We start from the raw sequence: 16,310 nt of genomic DNA, 5'->3' as shown, positions 1-16,310 counted from the left end.
AGATCAATAAAGCTGTCTCATGCTGCGATTGCGAATTCTGATCGATTTGCAACCGCAATCGGTCGATACGAAATAGCAATGAAAGTTGTATCGGCTGCCGGTTTTTGCGTGTTGGTGCAGGGCCCGGCATGCTAGCTTGCATGCCACGACAGAAGCCGAGGGGACGACCGGTTGATCGACAAGCTTGAACTGCTGCTGGCGCTGGCAAAGGAGCGGCATTTTGGACGCGCGGCAGAGGCCTGCGGGGTCACCCAGCCGACCATGTCGACCGGGCTGAAGCAGCTTGAGGAGATTCTCGGCGTGATGCTGGTTCAGCGCGGCTCCCGCTTTCAGGGGTTCACGCCGGAAGGTGAACGGGCGCTGGACTGGGCGCGGCGGATCGTGGGCGATGCCCGCGCCATGCGCGACGAGATCAACGGGCTGAAGCACCAGCTCTCCGGCGAAATCCGCATCGCCGCGATCCCGACCGTGCTCGGCATGGTCGCCCAGCTGACGACGCCGTTCCGCGCCAAGCACCCCGAGGTGCGCTTCCGCATCCAGTCCACGACCTCATCCGAGGTGCTGGGTCTGCTCGAAAATCTCGAGGTCGATGCTGGGCTGACCTATATCGAGAACGAGCCGATCGGCAAGGTGCGCACCATCCCGCTCTACAACGAGAGCTACCGCCTGCTCACCGCGCCGGATGCGATGTTCGGCGACCGCGAGACGGTGACCTGGACCGAGGTCGGGCAGGTGCCGCTGTGCCTGCTGACGCCCGACATGCAGAACCGCCGCATCATCGATCGTGCGCTGCGCTCGGTCGGCGCGGAGGCGACGCCGACGCTGACGTCGAACTCGCTGCTGGTGCTGTTCACGCATGTGAAGACGGGGCGCTGGGCGAGCGTGATGCCGGCCAAGCTCGCCGAGACGCTCGGCCTGTCCGACACCGTGCGCTCGATCCCGATCGTCGACCCCGAGGTCAATTACAGCATCGGCATGGTGATCCCGCAGCGCGATCCCATGACGCCGCTGATCGCGGCGCTGGTGAATGTCGCCAGGGAAGTCGCGCCGACGCTGCAGCTGTAGCGCTAAGCGTGCTCGGGCGAGGCTCCAGAGCACGATGAGATCAGGTGCGGATGTAGCGACGAGGGAGGTGCGCTCCCTCCCCCGCAAGGCAGGGCAATCGCATATGGCGGATTGCGTGGCTGGAGATGCTAGGGCCACAAACTCGTCATGCCCGGGCTTGTCCCGGGCATCCACGTTCTTCGTGCTGCGCGAAAGGTCGTGGATGGCCGGGACAAGCCCGGCCATGACGCCGTGGGTACTGCCGGTGCCCCAGCTCAAACCTCATATGCGATTGCCCTGCCCGCTGGCGGGGGAGGGTTGGGGAGAGGGTTATCTCCGCAATCGAGAACCCCCAAGAGGAGAGAGCCCTCACCCGGCGCGTTGGGCCGACCTCTCCCGCGCGCGGGAGAGGTGCACCAAGCCCGCGGCCGCCTGATTCAACCTAAGCCCATTCATCTTCAAGCCGCAGCCGAGATCCCGGACGCCGCCTTCATCGCGTCGCGCGGCAGGGTCACGCGGACGACGGTGCCGACATCGATCTTCGAGCGCAGCCGCATCGAGCCGCCGTGGAGCTGCGCCAGCGAGCGGGCGATGGCGAGGCCGAGCCCCGAGCCGTGATAGGTCTTGGTGAGCTGGCTCTCGACCTGCTCGAACGGGCGGCCGAGCCGCGCCAGCGAGTGCGGCGCGATGCCTATGCCGGTGTCGGCGATCATCAGCACGATCCGGTCCTCGAGCTGCCGGCTGCGCACCACGATGCGGCCGCCATCGGGCGTGAACTTCACCGCGTTGGAGAGCAGGTTGACGATGATCTGCTTGGTGGCGCGGCGGTCGGCGACGACGGAGATCGATTTCTCGATCTCGGCGTCGAGCGTCAGGTGCTTGTCCTCGGCGCGGCCGGAGACGACGCGCAGGGATTCCGCAAGCGTCTGGCCGAGGTCGAGCTCTTCCATGTCGAGCTTCATGCGGCCGGCCTCGATCTTGGACATGTCGAGGATGTCGTTGATGACCTCGAGCAGATAGTGGCCGCTGGTCAGGATGTCCTGGCAATATTCCTGGTACTTCTCGCTGCCGAGCTCGCCGAACATGCCGCTTCCCATGATCTCGGAGAAGCCGATGATGGCATTGAGCGGCGTGCGCAGCTCGTGGCTCATGTTGGCGAGGAATTTCGACTTGGTCTGGTTGGCTTCCTCGGCGCGGGTCTTCTCGCGCTGGTACTTCTCGGCGAGGTCGGCGAGCTCGTTGGTCTGGCGCTCCAGCGCGGCCTGCGAGCGCTTGAGGTCGATGACGGTGGCGCGCAGGCGCAGATCGTTGTCGACCAGCTTCTGCTCGTGCTCCTTGATGCGGGTGATGTCGGTGCCGACCGAGACGTAGCCGCCGTCCTTGGTGCGGCGCTCGCTGATGTGCAGCCAACTGCCGTCGTCGAGCTGCGCCTCGAAGGTGCGCGCGCCCGGACCCTGGCTCGCGGTCTCGTTGTGACGGGTGCGCACCTCCGGCATGCGGCCGACCTCGAGCACGGTCTCGTAGGAGGTGCCGGGAATGACGGCGCTGTCGGGCAGCTTGTGCAGGCGCTGGAAGTGCGAGTTGCAGAGCACGAGGCGGTCGCTCGCGTCCCACAGCACGAAGGCCTCCGGAATGGTCTCGATCGCGTCGCGCAGGCGCAGGTCGGCTTCCACGGTCTTCTCGGCGAGGCTCTTCTGCTCGGTGATGTCGACGGCGATGCCGATCAGGTGCACGCTGGAGTCGGTCGCGCCGCGGGTCTTTTCGCAGCGGACGCGGAGCCAGATCCAGTGACCGTCGACATGCTGCATGCGGAAGGTCTGGTCGATGTGGTCGATCTTCTCGGAGATGAGCTGGTCGGCGATCTCGAACAGGTCGATGTCGTCGGACTTCACCAGCGCGTTGACCTCGCCAAAGGTGAGCAGCTCGTGGCGGCCGTCGAGGCCGAGCATCGAGAACATCGACTGCGACCAGAAGATCCGGCCGCGCGACAGGTCCCAGTCCCACAGCCCGCAGCGGCCGCGGTTCAGCGCGGTGTCGATGCGGCCGCGCACGGCGTCGTTGATGAGGTCGCCCTCGCGGGCGCGGGTCGACTGCCAGTGGAAGGCGAAGCCGAGGATCAGGACGACGAAGCCGGTGGTCGCCGACAGCGTCACCGAGAGCGCGGCGTCGGAGCCCCAGATCGGCTCGTTGCGCTCCTGGATCACGGTGACGAAGCCGGGCAGCGACTTGATCTGCCGCGAGGTCGCCATCGCGGCGTTGCCGTTCGGCAGCGTCATGTCGGAGATGCTGCCGTCGCGGGGCGGCGCCGCGAGCAGCTGCGCCGTGGTGATGGCATCGAGCAGCCGGTCGTTGCCTGAGGGATCGCTGTCGATGGGAATGCGGGCGAGGATGCGGCGGTCGATGCCGGCCGAGGTGACGATGACGTGGCGGCCCGAGGCCGTGCCCCAGGACGGGATCAGGTCAGGCAGCAGCGACGGCAGCCGCTCGATGTTCTTCTGCCGCTCGATCCGCGAGGAGGCGAGGCGATCGATGCGCTCGGCGAGCAGGTCGGCGAGCGCCGAGATGTCGTGGCGGATCACCAGCCGCTTCTGGCGGGTCTGGTCCACGACCTGCACGAACGCGCCGAGGCAGATCGTGATCAGGAACGCGATGATGAGCGTCGGCACGGCGCGGCGCAATGCCGGCTCCGCGACAAGGAGCCGGTGATAGGCAGGTTTCGCGATCGATTGCGCCAATCCCTTGATCGAATCGGATTGGACGCACGCGTTCGCGGCGTCTGCACGCGACATGCCTTCGGCCCCCTGAAAACCAGCTTGCAACTTGAGCTCGGAAGCAGCCCCACGTCGCTTCCGAATCACACCGATTTGAATCCAGTTTTGCCGGACTGTCGAGAGTCAACGAATCGTTAACGCGAAATTATTCTTATCCAACGCGGAGTTCTTGCACTGCAGCTCCGCAAACTCACGTGCGCGGCGAGTCCGAAACGGGAACGTGCGACTCCTTGCGCATCCCGCGTCACATGCGCGGCGGTTCGGCGTGGCTGATCACGCGCTTCACGCTCGGAAACGCACGGCGCAGCGCGCGCTCGATCGCATCGACATGCTCATGCACCTTGATCACGCTCATCGACGGTGCGGCGCGGCAGTGGAAGTTGACGATCTCGCCGGCGTCGGTGTTGCGGACGCGCACATTATGGATGTCGTGGATCTCGCCCTCGCCGGCGAACTCGGCTAATGCGGCAGCGATGGCCTGCGCGCGTTCCGGCGCGGCATCGACGCCGAACGGCAGTTCCGGTTCCAGCGGCTCGATATGGACGTCGACCTCGACGTCCTCGCCGAACTCCTCCTGGATGTTGCGCTCCAGCGCGTTGGCGATGTCGTGGGCCGCATCGAGCCGCATGCCGGCGTCGACCTCGAGATCGATGCTGACGATCAGCTTGGCGCCGAGATCGTGCACCGTGACGTGGTGGATGGCGAGGCTCGAATTGCGCGCGATCACCATGATGCGGTCGCGCACCGTCTCGTTGTTGCGCGCCACGGGGACCGGGGTGAAGGTGAGGTCGGCATCGCCGAACGCGGCGTCGACCGCGGCGTGGGCCTTGCGCTTGATCTCCTCGATCCGGTCGATCGGATAGGTGCGCGGCACCTTGGCGATGGCGTCGATGAAGGTGGTCGCACCGACCATGCGCACGCGCAGGCGCTCGACGTCGATCACGCCGGGGACGCCGCGGATCGCGGCCGTGGCCTTCTCCTGCGCCCCCTCGGGCGCGCGGTCGAGCAGGGTCTGCACGGTCGATCCGGCCATGCGCAGGCCGAGCAGGGCGATCATCACGGCGACCGCGCCGGCGGCCGCGGCATCGCCCCACCAGAAGCCGAGGGCGGCGAGGATCAGGCCCACGATCACCGCGCAGGAGCCCATCACGTCGGAGGCGAAATGCAGCGCGTCGGCGGCCAGCGCCTGGCTCCGCGTCTCGCGCGCGGCCCGGTGCAGCGCACGGGCGCGCCAGAGATTGACGACGATGTCGATCACCAGCACCACGAAGGGCACGGCCGAGATGGTCGGCGGCGGGGTTCCCTCGCGCAGCCGGCTGTAGGCCTCGACCAGGATGCCGCCGGCGAGCACGTAGAGCAGTGCGGTGACGCCGAGGGCGGAGATGCTTTCCAGCTTGCCGTGACCGTAATGGTGCTCCTCGTCCGCCGGCTTGTCGGACACCCGCACCACCGCCCAGGTGATGATGGTCGCAACCAGGTCGATCGAAGAGTGCAGGGCTTCGGAGATCAGCGCGAGCGAGCCGATCGCGATGCCGACCACGAACTTGGCCGCCGCCATGCCGCCGCTGGCGAAGATCGAGATGGCCGCGACCGATGTCTTGTTGTGCTGGGAGCTCATGGCCGGGGATTTAGCAGCCCAGGGCCGAACATCAAGCGGCGATCCACAGCCTTAGTCGCAAGTGAGTTGCAGAAGCGAAGCTATTGCGAATGCTTCCGAATTGAATGGTGGCTCCCTGCCACGAGCTCGGTCCCGTAGGGTGGGCAAAGGCGCGTAGCGCCGTGCCCACCGTTCCTCCGTGACGGATGCAGATCGTGGGCACGCTTCGCTTTGCCCACCCTACGGGACCGCCGATTTGGCCGGGCTTGCCTCTTACAGCGTCACGACGATCTTCCCCAGATGCTTGTTCGCCTCCATGTGCTCGAACGCCTGGTCGATCTGGTCGAACGGATAGACCTTGTCGATCGGCAGCTGCAGCTTGCGCGATTCCACCGCGCCCCAGATGTCCTTGCGGACCTCCTCGAAGATCTCGCGGACCTCCTCGATGCTGCGGGTGCGGAAGGTGACGCCGATATAGCTGATGCGGCGTGCGGCATGCAGGTCGAAGTTGAAATCGGCATGGGTACCGCCGAGCCGGCCGACATTGACGATGCGGCCCAGCACCTTCGTCGCGGCGAGGTTCTTGTTGGCGACCTTGCCGGAGACCTGGTCGACGATGAGGTCGACGCCTTCGCCGTTCGTCGCCTTCAACACCTCGTCGACCCATGTGGGATCGGAGGAATCCACCGCGAGGTCGGCGCCATACTCCTTCAGCCGGCCGCGCCGGTAGGCATCGGTCGAAGAGCCGATCACGAGCTTGGCGCCCTTGAGTTTTGCGATTTGCATCGCCATCAGGCCGACACCGGAGCTGGCGCCCTGGATCAGCACGGCTTGCCCAGGCTGCACGCCGCCGACCATGACGACGGCGTTGTACATGGTCGCGAGTGCGACGGGCAGGGTGGCGGCCTCCTCGAAGTTCATGTTCGAGGGCGCGCGGAACAGCCGGCCGTGGTCGGCGAGTGTGTACTCGGCAAACGCGGCGCCGCCCGAGCCCATAATGCGGTCGCCGACCTTCACGCCCTTTGCATCGGGTCCGAGCTCGGCGACCTCGCCCGCCCATTCCATGCCGAGCACGGTGCCGACGCCGCCGGCCGCGCCATGAGCGTGGCCCTTGCGCATGCCGGTGTCGGCGCGATTGAGGCCGCAGGCGCGGACCTTCACCAGCACCTGCGTGCCTTTGGGCTTTGGTTGAGCGACGTCGGAAATCCGGGCGCCCTCAGGGCCATAGACGTAGGCTTTCATGTATTGCTCTCGCTTCTTGCAGTGACTATTCCGCCGCTTGCGCCGCCGGGCCCGCGATCATGCCTTCGAGCCGGCTGCGGATGATCGCCTCGGCCTCGCGCACGATGCGCGAGATCAGCTCGCCGCAGCTCGGGATGTCCTGGATTAGGCCCTGCACCTGGCCGGCCGACCAGATGCCTTCGTCCGAATTGCCGGTCGCATAGACCATCTTGCCGCGGGCGCCGGCCACGAGCTCGCGGATGTCCTCGAACTTGGCGCCTTCCTTCTCCATGGCGACGACCTTGGTCGAGATCTCGTTCTTGGCGACGCGCGAGGTGTTGCGCATGGTGCGGAAGATCAGCTCGGTCTCGCGCTCGTCATTGGCGACGATCTTCTCCTTGATGAGCTGATGGATTGGGCTCTCCTTGGTCGCCATGAAGCGGGTGCCCATGTTGATGCCCTCGGCACCGAGCGCCAGCGCCGCGACCAGGCCGCGGGCGTCGGCAAAACCGCCCGAGGCGATCATCGGGATCTTGACCTTGTTGGCGGCGGCGGGAATCAGGATCAGGCCGGGCGTGTCGTCCTCGCCGGGGTGGCCGGCGCATTCGAAGCCGTCGATCGAGATGGCGTCGACGCCCATGCGCTCGGCCGAGAGCGCGTGGCGGACGCTGGTGCATTTGTGCACGACCTTGACGCCGTGCTTTTTGAACTCGTCGACATGCTCCTGCGGCTTGTTGCCGGCGGTCTCGACCACCGTGATGCCGGCCTCGATGATGGCGGCGCGATATTCGGCATAAGGCGGCGGCTTGATCGCGGGCAGGATGGTGAGGTTGACGCCAAAGGGCTTGTCGGTGAGGTCACGGCAGCGCGCGATCTCCTTGGTCAGGTCCTCCGGCGTCGGCTGGGTCAGCGCCGTGATGAAGCCGAGCGCGCCGGCATTAGCGACGGCAGCGACCAGCTCGGCGCGTCCGACCCATTGCATGCCGCCCTGGACGATCGGGTGCTCGACGCCGACGAGCTTCGTGAAACGTGTCTGCAGCATGATGTGTGTCCCCCCGGGTGGCCCGCAGGCTCTGTTATCGGTTGATGGCCGGAGGATGCCGCCGGGGGTGGGAAAAGTCTATCAGCAGGGCGTGCGGTGGAGGCGGGGCGGCATGCGGGCTGCGAGGGTGATTCCGCGGGGCGGATAATTGGTATCTCGTTCCGTCATCCCCGCGCAACCGCGAAGCGGTTGTCGCTGGAGGTGCGAAGCATGGGACGCAACGCGTCCCATGGAGAGCCTCGAAGGACGAGCGGCCACGCCGCGAGAGCCGGGCATCACCCTTCGAGGCTTGCTCAGCGGCGCGATGAGCCGCGGAGCGCGCACCTCAGGGTGACGGTCATAGATAGGTGCTCGCTGCTTCAACCCCGTCATTGCGAGCGTAGCGAAGCAATCCAGACTCTCTCCCCGGCGGGATTCTGGATTGCTTCGCTACGCTCGCAATGACGGCGGGGGTGATTATTGAAGCTGGTAGCCCGGATGGAGCGAAGCGCAATCCGGGACGGTCGCAACGCGGCAACAGCAGTCCCGGATTTCGCTGCGCTTCATCCGGGCTACGGGATTGCGCGGCTACTCCGCCGACAGCCGCACCATTTGCCGGCCGCCGTTCATTTCCTTAAGGCGGTTGACGAAGTTTTCCGGGCGCTGCCAGCGATTGGGGACCTCAAGGCCCATGAACTCGGCGATATCGCCGATGAAGCCGGTGCAGTTGGCTGTCTCGGCGTTCCATACCGGCGAGTTGGCCTGCAGCTTCTTGATATAGGCGAAGACGCGCTTGGCGTCGGCTTCGTTGAGATAGACCCGGTAGCTCGCGGTCAGATATTCCGGATCGAGGTCGCCGTAGCTCGCGCCGGTCTCGGACGGCACGAAGGTGATGTGACCAAGCACGTAAGCGAGCGTGTCGCCGGCCGGCGTGAGGCCTGCGACCTCGACCGCCTTCTCGCTGGTCTTGCCGTACCAGACGAAGGCATGGCCCCAGCTCGCCGCCGTCCGCGCGCGGAAGTCGACATAGTAGGGGCCCTTCTCCGCGCGCGCGACCGCACGCCGCGTTGCTTGCGGCTGAGGTCGCGATGCGGTCTCGGTTGTTGCAAGCGCGTTTGCATCGGCAACGCGCTTGTTCGCTTCGTGGGCCGAGGCCGTGGGCGTCGTGCACGCGATCATGGCCGCGAGGGCGAGCCCCGCGAGGATGCAGGATCCCGATCGATCAGCTTTGTTCGTCACGCAGTGCCCCCTTCGACTGTCGGCCGCTTACGCTGGAGTTAGCGCTCAGTAGCGCGCTGCGACCGGGCCGGGCGCCTTGCCGATCGGGGCCTTGCCAACCGGGCTCTTGCCAATCGGCATCTTGCCGATCGGAGCCTGCTCAGCCGGATAGACAGGCACGGGCTGCCGGCGCGGCAGATCCGCAGCATTCGCGGCGGTCACCAGAGCAAGCGTAGCACCCAGAACAAATACGATCTTCTTCACAGTCATACCCCTAGAAGGTTTGGTCCAAACACGACCATGCCGTGCCCCCAGACACGCCTCACAGAAGGGCGGCCGAATGCGTCCAAGTTGCGGCACCGGCGCGACATGTTGGCGGCATTGATCGGACGCGCGCAGTTGTGATGTGTCTGGATGTTTCGGGGGACGATCGACGCTGTGGCCTGTAGGATGGGTAGAGCGCAGCGAAACCCATCGGCGATCTGCTTGTGGAGAAATGATGGGTTTCGCTGCGCTCTACCCATCCTACGGCAGCGCTCACCCGATCCGGTTCAGGCTGTTCCGGATCGTTGCGAAGATGCCGCCGATGTCCTTGCGCAGCGCGTCCAGCGCGTTGAAGTTCTCGAAGACGCGGGCGAGGCGGTCTTCGACCTCCCGCTTGCTCGTCGTCAGCGCGTCGACGCGCGAGATGAGGGTGACATCGCCGTTCGCCTCGATCTCGCCGACGGTTCTGGCGAGGAGATCGCGGGTGGTGCTGACCTCCGCAATCATCGCCTCGATGCCGAACACCGGAGCCTTCAGCGGAACGAGGTCGGCTTGCGACTTCGACAGCTCCGTCTTGAAGGCGTTCAGCGTCGAAAGTGTCTCCTGCAGGGCGCCGAGACGCTGGCGCGACTGGATGACGAAATCGTTCAGCGCGTTCTGGCGCTCAGTGAGGCTCTTGCCGTCGCCGTCGGTCTCGACCTCCGCGATCGCGCGTTCGAGCTGGGCGCGGCGCTGGCCGAGCTCCTCGAAGTCAAGGCCGATGCTTTTCAGGATGTTGGCGCTGTCGTCGATGCGGGCGAGGCGCTGCTCGATCTCGATCTTGTTCTGCGACAGCGTCTCGACGCGCGTGCCGAGCGGCGTCTCGCCGCCGGTCTCGAGCTCGTCGATGCTCTTGGCGAGGCGGTCGTGGCTGAGGCCGAGCTCGCTGATCAGGGCGTTGATGCCGGCGTCCGAAGAGCGCAGCGGCGCGAGCTCGGCATGGGATTTCGCCAGATCTTCCTGGTAACGGTTCAGCGTGGCGAACGTGTCCTGCACCGCGTTCACCCGCGCCAGCAGCGTCGATACGTCGCGCGCGATGTCCTTCAGGCGGTCGGCGAGGTTGTTCTTGCGGTCGTCGGTCTCGAGGTCGTGCAGCGAGCGTTCGAGCTGGTTCTGCCGGTCGCGGATCTCGGTGAAGACGGGCTCGACCGCGCGGCGCTGATCGGCGACCTTGCCGACCATCTCGCGCAGCGCCTGCTGACGGCGGCGGATCTCGGCGAGCTGGTCGTGCATGTCGGTGGATTCGTTGCGGCTCTGCTGGAGCAGCGCGCGCTGTTCGGTCTCGCCGAGCTTGTCATGGAGCGCCGACACCGCCTCCCGCGGATCGCTCTCGATCAGGTGCTGGACGGTGGCGTCGAGGTGGTTCTGCAGGGCGTGGGCGACGACGACGTCCTCACGGGTCTTCTTGAGGCGGTCGCGCAGGGTGTCGAGGCGCCGGTCCTGGCGCGACAGGCGCCAGACGGTTGCGCCGACCAGCGCCAGCCCTGCAGCCAGAATCGTGCCGGCCGCGACGCGCTGCGGCACGGACAAGGCCGTGAACCACGCGGGCAGGTGACTGACATCGTACCCGAACGCCTGCTGGGCGAGGATCGCGATGGCGGCTAGCAGGGCAAACCAGGCAACCAGGAAAAACAGCCACATCGTGACTTCCTCACGCCGGCACACATTTTCGCCATAGTTGCTATTGGAGAGCGGAACCGAGATCAAGGGGCGGGCGGGTCGCCGGATGCGCCCTAAGGCGCGTATCCACGACTGGTTGTGTCAGCCGATCGGCGAAGGGCGGCGTGGATTGCCGGATTTTCCCGAAGGCGCGCGCTTGTAGCCCGCATGAGCGGAGCGACATGCGGGACCACGTCAAGCGGCCCCCGGATGTCGCTGCGCTCATCCGGGCTACGGCCGGAGCAGACGCGAAAGGGCGTCTCTACTTCCCGAGAAAGTTCGAGCGCATCTTGTCGGCGAACCAGACGACGAAGATCGCACCGAATGCGAGAGCGAAGTACAGAACCGTCCACAGAAGCGCATTGCCGGCATTCGTCATGGTGTCCTCCCTTGCATCAGAAATCGACTCTGTTGCCGGGAAGGATAATGGCGGCCGCGATGGCGCGACTTGAGCAGGATCAATTTTGCCGCGCTGCGGCGAAGATGACGGGAGTTGCCACAGTGCGATTGGAAAGCGGACAGAGATCCAAAGGTCAGGCGTCAAGCACCGGTCGTGAGGCTCCGTCGCTCTCACTTCACCTTTCGGGCTATCCACTCGAGGAGTTCTACGGCCGAAGCGGTCGCTCCATCTCCACCAGCAGCTTTCACCTCTTCGTTGTTACGTGCGGCATTCCGTTGCGACGAATATACTAGGAATGGGACGGTGTGGCCGGCGCGCCTCAAAGCATTGAGGAACACAAGGCCAGCTTGTGCGTGGTATACTCCTTGTTCACGTCGCCCCATGTCGGAAATCACCCCGTTAAACGAGGGGGCACTATTTAGAATGGCCAGCGCATCTTCAGTGGACGCTGCCTCGGTGATATCGATGCCTAGCTCCTTGATCTGACCCATCTCAAGCGCATTGCCGGCAGGTTTATCATCGACCCAAAGAATTCTCGGAGAGTGTTGGCCAACCGCGCTGGCTGCAGGAGGGCTATCGAAAGTCGGAGCTGCACCATTTGTCGGATGGGCTGAGCGCAGGAGCAGTACTTGCTTTTGAAGATCCGCGATCTGAGTCTGAAATTGCTCGGTCGCGTCCTGCACGCTGACCTCCATTCCAGCGATCTTCACCGAGAAACTGCGGGAGGTGATTATCCCTTTCAGGACGGGGTAAAGCTTCCAAAGGAAAACCGCCAGTATCGCGGGCCAAGCGAGTTGTGTACTCGCCTTTATCAATTCGACTACTTCCATCATCGACTAGCCGGCCCCGTGGTTGACGCAACTATAAGGTGCGCGAGGGGCGGGTCAATATCAATCGAACATTGAGCGATGAGGCCCGTGGCTCAAATGGCGTAGCGACATGCGGTGCGGCCAGGAAAGCACTCCCGGATTACGCTTCGCTCCATCCGGGCTACGGCACTGCCTCTGTCGCTACAACCGAAACTCGTTGGTGAGCTCGCCGATGCCGTCGATCGCCACCGTCACCGTGTTGACCGGCTCCTTCATCACGCCGACGCCGACCGAGGTGCCGACGGCGATGAGATCGCCGGGGAGCAGGGTCATGTCGTGCGAGATCTTGCTGACCAGTTGCTGTGCGGTGAAGATCATGTCCGCGATCGGATAGTTCTGCCGCTCGGCGCCGTTGAGAATGGTGCGGACGGTGAGCTTGGCCGGATCGAGGCCGGTCGCGATCACCGGGCCGAACGGGCCGTAATCGTCGATACCCTTGGCGCGGGCCCATTGCGGGAAGGTGGGGTCGCTGGTCAGGATGTCGTTGGCGGTGATGTCGTTGACGCAGGTGTAGCCGAAAATGAAGCCCTCGGCTTCCGCAGGCGACACGCGGGCGCAGGTCTTGCCGATGACGATGCCGAGCTCGCCCTCATAGGTGGTCTTGCCGTCGTAGTAGGAGGGACGGCGGATCACCGCGCCCGGCGTCGTGATGCTGGTGGTTGCCTTGAGCAGATAGAGCGGCTCCGGCGGCTCGGGCTGGTTGAGCTTCGCGGCGAGCGCGTGGAAATTATTCCAGAGCGCGACGATCTTGCTGGGCGCGCAGGGCGCGAGCAGCTCGACCTCCGACAGCGCCAGGGTCTTGCCGGTGGCTGCGTTGCGGCCGAACATCTCGCCCTCGTGCACGTTGATGCCCGACGGCGTCAGCGTGCCGAAGCCGGTCGCGCCGGCATGTCGGAATCGGAGCCACTGCTTCATCTCGCCCGTCATCACGCCACCGCCAGTGCGCGGGGATCGCTGGGCGCGGAGACGCCGTCATAGAGGCCGGCGATGCGGGCGCGCTGGGTCACCATCGCCAGCACCGAGTCGAGCGCGGGCGTCGGGACGCCGGTGAGGCGGCCCATCTCCTGCACGACCGTGACCAGCGGATCGATCTCCATCGGACGGCCGCGCTCGAGGTCCTGCAGCATCGAGGTCTTGTGCGCGCCGACCTTGCGGGCACCTTCGATGCGGCGTTCGACGTCGACGCGGAACTTGACGCCGAAGGTCTCGGCGATCGCCTGCGTTTCCACCATGATCGCGCGCGACAGGGCACGCGTGGAGGGATCGGTGCAGATCACGTCGAGCGTGGCATGGGTCAGCGCGCTGATCGGGTTGAAGCAGACATTGCCCCACAGCTTGAGCCAGATCTCGTCGCGGATGCGGTCGAGCACCGGCGCCTTCAGGCCGGCGGCGACGAACAGGTCGGCGAGGCGCTGTACGTCGGAGGTGATCTCGCCGGAGGGCTCGCCGAGCGGGAAATTGTTGCCGTAGACGTGGCGGATCACGCCGGGCGCCTCGATCTCGGTGGCGGGATAGACGATGCAGCCGATGGCACGCTCGGCGCCGATCTCGCGCCATTGCCGCCCGCCGGGGTCGATGCTCTCCAGCGTCGAGTTCTCGTACTGGCCGCCGTGCTTGTAGAAGTACCAATAGGGAATGCCGTTGACGGCGGTGACGATGCGGGTGTGCGGCCCGAGCAGCGGCTGCATCTTCTCGATCACGCCGGTGATCGAATGCGCCTTCAGCGTGATGATGATGTAGTCCTGCACGCCGAGTTCAGCGGGATCGTCGGTGCAGCGCGGATGCACGGTGTGCGTCTCCTCGCCGGCGAGCAGCGTCAGGCCGCGCTCGCGCATCGCGGCGAGGTGGGCGCCGCGTGCGATGAGGCTGACATCGGCGCCAGCGCGCGCGAGCTGGACCCCGAGATATCCGCCGATCGCGCCGGCGCCGTAGATGCAGATCTTCATGAAATCCTCGCGAGCAGAGACCGGATTTTGGGACGAAAGATCCGGTCCGGCTCGAACGTGTCCGAGCCGGCCGGTAGTCGCAGGGGAAGAGTTGCCGCTTGTTAGGCTGCTGCTTGCGGCGTGCCGTTGATCGCTTCGTCCATGGCAGCTGCGATGTCGCGCATGCTGATGACGGAGACGAGGCTGTAGTCGTCGATGACGGGTAGGTGCCGGATGTGGTTGCGGTTCATCAGGTGCCGCACGTGCTCGATCGTGTCGGTCGAGGTGCAGGACACGAGCTGCTGCACCGACACCAGCTGCGAGACCTTGACGTTGATGGCGTTCGCGCCGTGCTCGGCGACGGCCCGCACCACGTCGCGCTCGGTGAACATGCCGACCGCGGTGTTGCCTTCCGAACGGACCACGTCCTTGACCACGAGCGCGCTGATGTTGTTGGCGCGCATCAGCTTGGCGGCGATACCCACCGTTTCGTTCATTCGCACCGTGACGACGCGCGGTGTCTTCTTGCGCAGAATGTCTCCGACCAGCATTGCAACCTCCCTCGCGTGAATGACAGGCGAAGTGTGGTATACATAATGCCAATCGTCAAGCGCTGGATTTGGCTGATCCGAAAATTCTTGCGACAGCGATACTGACGTTTGTCGTCAGGCCAAAAGAAAAGGGGCGCATTGCTGCGCCCCTTTCTGCAAGCTCTGGGATGAGACGGCTTACGCCGTCTCGGTCTTGGCGCTGCCGGTCGCCGTGCTGGCGCTCTCGGCCTCCTTGCCGAGGATGAAGGACCGGCGCAGCGGCTTGATCACGAACAGCGCCATCAGCGCGGCCGTTGCGTTCAGCGCCACCGCCACCACGAACACGGCCTTCCAGCCGTAGGTTGCCGAGATCACGCTGGCGAGCGGGACCAGCAGCGAGGCCGTGCCCTTCGCGGTGTAGAGCATGCCGTTGTTGGTGGTCGCGAACTTCGAGCCGAAGGTGTCGCCGCAGGTCGCCGGGAACAGCGAGTAGATCTCGCCGAACACGCCGAAATACACCGCGGTCGCGAGCACGAACACGACCGGATTCTGGCCGTAGGCCGACAGCGTCAGCAGCATCACCGCAGCGGTGCCGAAGGCGATGAACATGGTGTGCTCGCGGCCGATCGTGTCGGAGACCCAGCCGAAGAACGGGCGACCGAAGCCGTCGAAGATGCGGTCGAGCGAGATCGCGAAGGTCAGCGCCGCCATCTGGATGCCGGCGAGCGTCACCGGCGTGTTGGCGATCTTGTAGTCGTGCGCGATCGGGCCGATCTGCGCCGCCGTCATCAGGCCGCCGGAGGCGACCATGACGAAGACGAGATACATCACCCAGAAAATGGGGCTGCGCAGCACTTGCGGCGGGGTGAAGTCGATCTTGGTCTGCGGCAGATTGAGCTGCTTCTTCTTCGGCGGGATCGACAGACGCGGCGGCTGGATGAAGAAAGCGAGCACGAACACGACCAGTCCCTGGCCGATGCCGAAGGTGAGGAAGGCGTGCTGATAGCCGCTCGTTGCGATCATGGTCGCGATCGGTACGATGGTGAGCGCGGCGCCGGCGCCGAAGCCTGCAGCGGTCGCACCGGCGGCAAGGCCGCGGCGGTCGGGGAACCATTTCAGCGCGTTGCCGACGCAGGTGCCGTACACCGCGCCCGCGCCCATGCCGCCGACCACAGCAGCCGCGTAGAGCAGGGTGAGCGTGTCGGCATAGGAGTTGAGCACCCAGGACAGCGCGATCATCACACCGCCGAACATGATGACGATGCGGGGGCCGTATTTGTCGACGAACCAGGCTTCGATCGGCACCAGCCAGGTCTCGGTGACGACGAAGATGGTGAAGGCGAGCTGGATCGCGGCGCGTCCCCAATGATGGGCGGCATCGATCGGATCGACGAACAGCGTCCAGCCGTATTGCAGATTGGCGATCATCGCCATGCAGACGATGCCCATGACGAGCTGGAGCCAACGGAAACCGGTGCGAAGAGGCGCGGCCGTGACGGCGCCATCCGTGCTGGAAATCATCAAGAACCTCCCAACGCGCCTGATTGATTGCGACCTGGGATTGCAAGATGACCCAGTGTCGCAAATGTTGTGGCTTATCGTCGCAAGCGCGGCGGGCAGCTTGGTATACCATATTCCAGTTTGCAAGTCCTAACTTGACCTCCCGCTCAAGAAATTACGAGTTCCCTTCGGATTTTACGGAGTGGTGAAAGCATGGCCCAAACGAAAACGCCCGGCCGTGAGGCCGGGCGT

At 65.1% G+C, this 16,310-nt stretch carries 13 protein-coding genes; 1 reads left to right on the top strand and 12 read right to left on the bottom strand.

Annotated elements, in window-relative coordinates; translation table 11 throughout:
- Positions 1–171: 171 nt before the first annotated feature.
- Positions 172–1,065 (top strand): LysR family transcriptional regulator, encoded by an 894-nt coding sequence (locus JQ617_RS26565; protein ID WP_063694448.1) that lies wholly within the window; start codon positions 172–174, stop codon positions 1,063–1,065.
- 437 nt (positions 1,066–1,502) lie between these two features.
- On the opposite strand, the gene JQ617_RS26560 is transcribed toward JQ617_RS26565, so the two are convergent.
- From JQ617_RS26560 to oxlT, 12 genes are all read right to left on the bottom strand, one after another.
- Complete coding sequence (locus tag JQ617_RS26560; protein ID WP_212028891.1) at positions 1,503–3,833, bottom strand: PAS domain-containing sensor histidine kinase; 2,331 nt, start codon at positions 3,831–3,833, stop codon at positions 1,503–1,505.
- Positions 3,834–4,059: 226 nt separating this feature from the next.
- Positions 4,060–5,433, bottom strand: coding sequence for a cation-efflux pump (locus JQ617_RS26555; RefSeq protein ID WP_212028890.1), 1,374 nt, complete (start codon positions 5,431–5,433; stop codon positions 4,060–4,062).
- 252 nt (positions 5,434–5,685) lie between these two features.
- Positions 5,686–6,654 carry a zinc-binding dehydrogenase gene (locus JQ617_RS26550; RefSeq protein WP_212028889.1) on the bottom strand — a complete coding sequence of 323 codons (969 nt, stop codon included), beginning with the start codon at positions 6,652–6,654 and terminating at the stop codon, positions 5,686–5,688.
- Between the two features lie 25 nt (positions 6,655–6,679).
- Positions 6,680–7,675 (bottom strand): NAD(P)H-dependent flavin oxidoreductase, encoded by a 996-nt coding sequence (locus tag JQ617_RS26545; protein ID WP_145663175.1) that lies wholly within the window; start codon positions 7,673–7,675, stop codon positions 6,680–6,682.
- 567 nt (positions 7,676–8,242) lie between these two features.
- Positions 8,243–8,893: a hypothetical protein gene (locus JQ617_RS26540; protein WP_063694443.1), complete on the bottom strand. Its 651-nt coding sequence runs from the start codon at positions 8,891–8,893 to the stop codon at positions 8,243–8,245.
- A gap of 45 nt (positions 8,894–8,938) precedes the next feature.
- Positions 8,939–9,142, bottom strand: coding sequence for a hypothetical protein (locus tag JQ617_RS26535; protein WP_018647766.1), 204 nt, complete (start codon positions 9,140–9,142; stop codon positions 8,939–8,941).
- 267 nt (positions 9,143–9,409) lie between these two features.
- Complete coding sequence (locus JQ617_RS26530) at positions 9,410–10,816, bottom strand: coiled-coil domain-containing protein (RefSeq protein WP_212028888.1); 1,407 nt, start codon at positions 10,814–10,816, stop codon at positions 9,410–9,412.
- Positions 10,817–11,404: 588 nt separating this feature from the next.
- Positions 11,405–12,067: a DNA-binding transcriptional response regulator gene (locus tag JQ617_RS26525; protein ID WP_212028887.1), complete on the bottom strand. Its 663-nt coding sequence runs from the start codon at positions 12,065–12,067 to the stop codon at positions 11,405–11,407.
- Positions 12,068–12,244: 177 nt separating this feature from the next.
- Positions 12,245–13,018, bottom strand: coding sequence for a fumarylacetoacetate hydrolase family protein (locus JQ617_RS26520; protein ID WP_212028886.1), 774 nt, complete (start codon positions 13,016–13,018; stop codon positions 12,245–12,247).
- 11 nt (positions 13,019–13,029) lie between these two features.
- A complete protein-coding gene (locus JQ617_RS26515) occupies positions 13,030–14,049 on the bottom strand; it encodes a 2-dehydropantoate 2-reductase (RefSeq protein ID WP_212028885.1) in 1,020 nt (339 codons plus the stop codon).
- 101 nt (positions 14,050–14,150) lie between these two features.
- Complete coding sequence (locus tag JQ617_RS26510) at positions 14,151–14,579, bottom strand: CBS domain-containing protein (RefSeq protein ID WP_063694440.1); 429 nt, start codon at positions 14,577–14,579, stop codon at positions 14,151–14,153.
- A gap of 177 nt (positions 14,580–14,756) precedes the next feature.
- Positions 14,757–16,079: an oxalate/formate MFS antiporter gene (gene oxlT, locus JQ617_RS26505; RefSeq protein WP_212028884.1), complete on the bottom strand. Its 1,323-nt coding sequence runs from the start codon at positions 16,077–16,079 to the stop codon at positions 14,757–14,759.
- Between the last annotated feature and the right edge of the window lie 231 nt (positions 16,080–16,310).

It is taken from the genome of Bradyrhizobium sp. KB893862 SZCCT0404 (genome assembly GCF_018130885.1).
Taxonomy (GTDB): Bacteria; Pseudomonadota; Alphaproteobacteria; order Rhizobiales; family Xanthobacteraceae; genus Bradyrhizobium; species Bradyrhizobium stylosanthis.
Note: the sequence above shows the minus strand (reverse complement) of the source record. Positions and strands in the feature narration are given on the sequence as shown.

Coding starts and splice junctions, on each gene's coding strand:
- JQ617_RS26550 (WP_212028889.1), bottom strand. CDS start 6,654: ATGAAAGCCTACGTCTATGGCCCTGAGGGCGCCCGGATTTCCGACGTC.
- JQ617_RS26510 (WP_063694440.1), bottom strand. CDS start 14,579: ATGCTGGTCGGAGACATTCTGCGCAAGAAGACACCGCGCGTCGTCACG.
- JQ617_RS26520 (WP_212028886.1), bottom strand. CDS start 13,018: ATGAAGCAGTGGCTCCGATTCCGACATGCCGGCGCGACCGGCTTCGGC.
- JQ617_RS26515 (WP_212028885.1), bottom strand. CDS start 14,049: ATGAAGATCTGCATCTACGGCGCCGGCGCGATCGGCGGATATCTCGGG.
- JQ617_RS26535 (WP_018647766.1), bottom strand. CDS start 9,142: ATGACTGTGAAGAAGATCGTATTTGTTCTGGGTGCTACGCTTGCTCTG.
- JQ617_RS26560 (WP_212028891.1), bottom strand. CDS start 3,833: ATGTCGCGTGCAGACGCCGCGAACGCGTGCGTCCAATCCGATTCGATC.
- JQ617_RS26545 (WP_145663175.1), bottom strand. CDS start 7,675: ATGCTGCAGACACGTTTCACGAAGCTCGTCGGCGTCGAGCACCCGATC.
- JQ617_RS26555 (WP_212028890.1), bottom strand. CDS start 5,433: ATGAGCTCCCAGCACAACAAGACATCGGTCGCGGCCATCTCGATCTTC.
- JQ617_RS26530 (WP_212028888.1), bottom strand. CDS start 10,816: ATGTGGCTGTTTTTCCTGGTTGCCTGGTTTGCCCTGCTAGCCGCCATC.
- oxlT (WP_212028884.1), bottom strand. CDS start 16,079: ATGATTTCCAGCACGGATGGCGCCGTCACGGCCGCGCCTCTTCGCACC.
- JQ617_RS26525 (WP_212028887.1), bottom strand. CDS start 12,067: ATGATGGAAGTAGTCGAATTGATAAAGGCGAGTACACAACTCGCTTGG.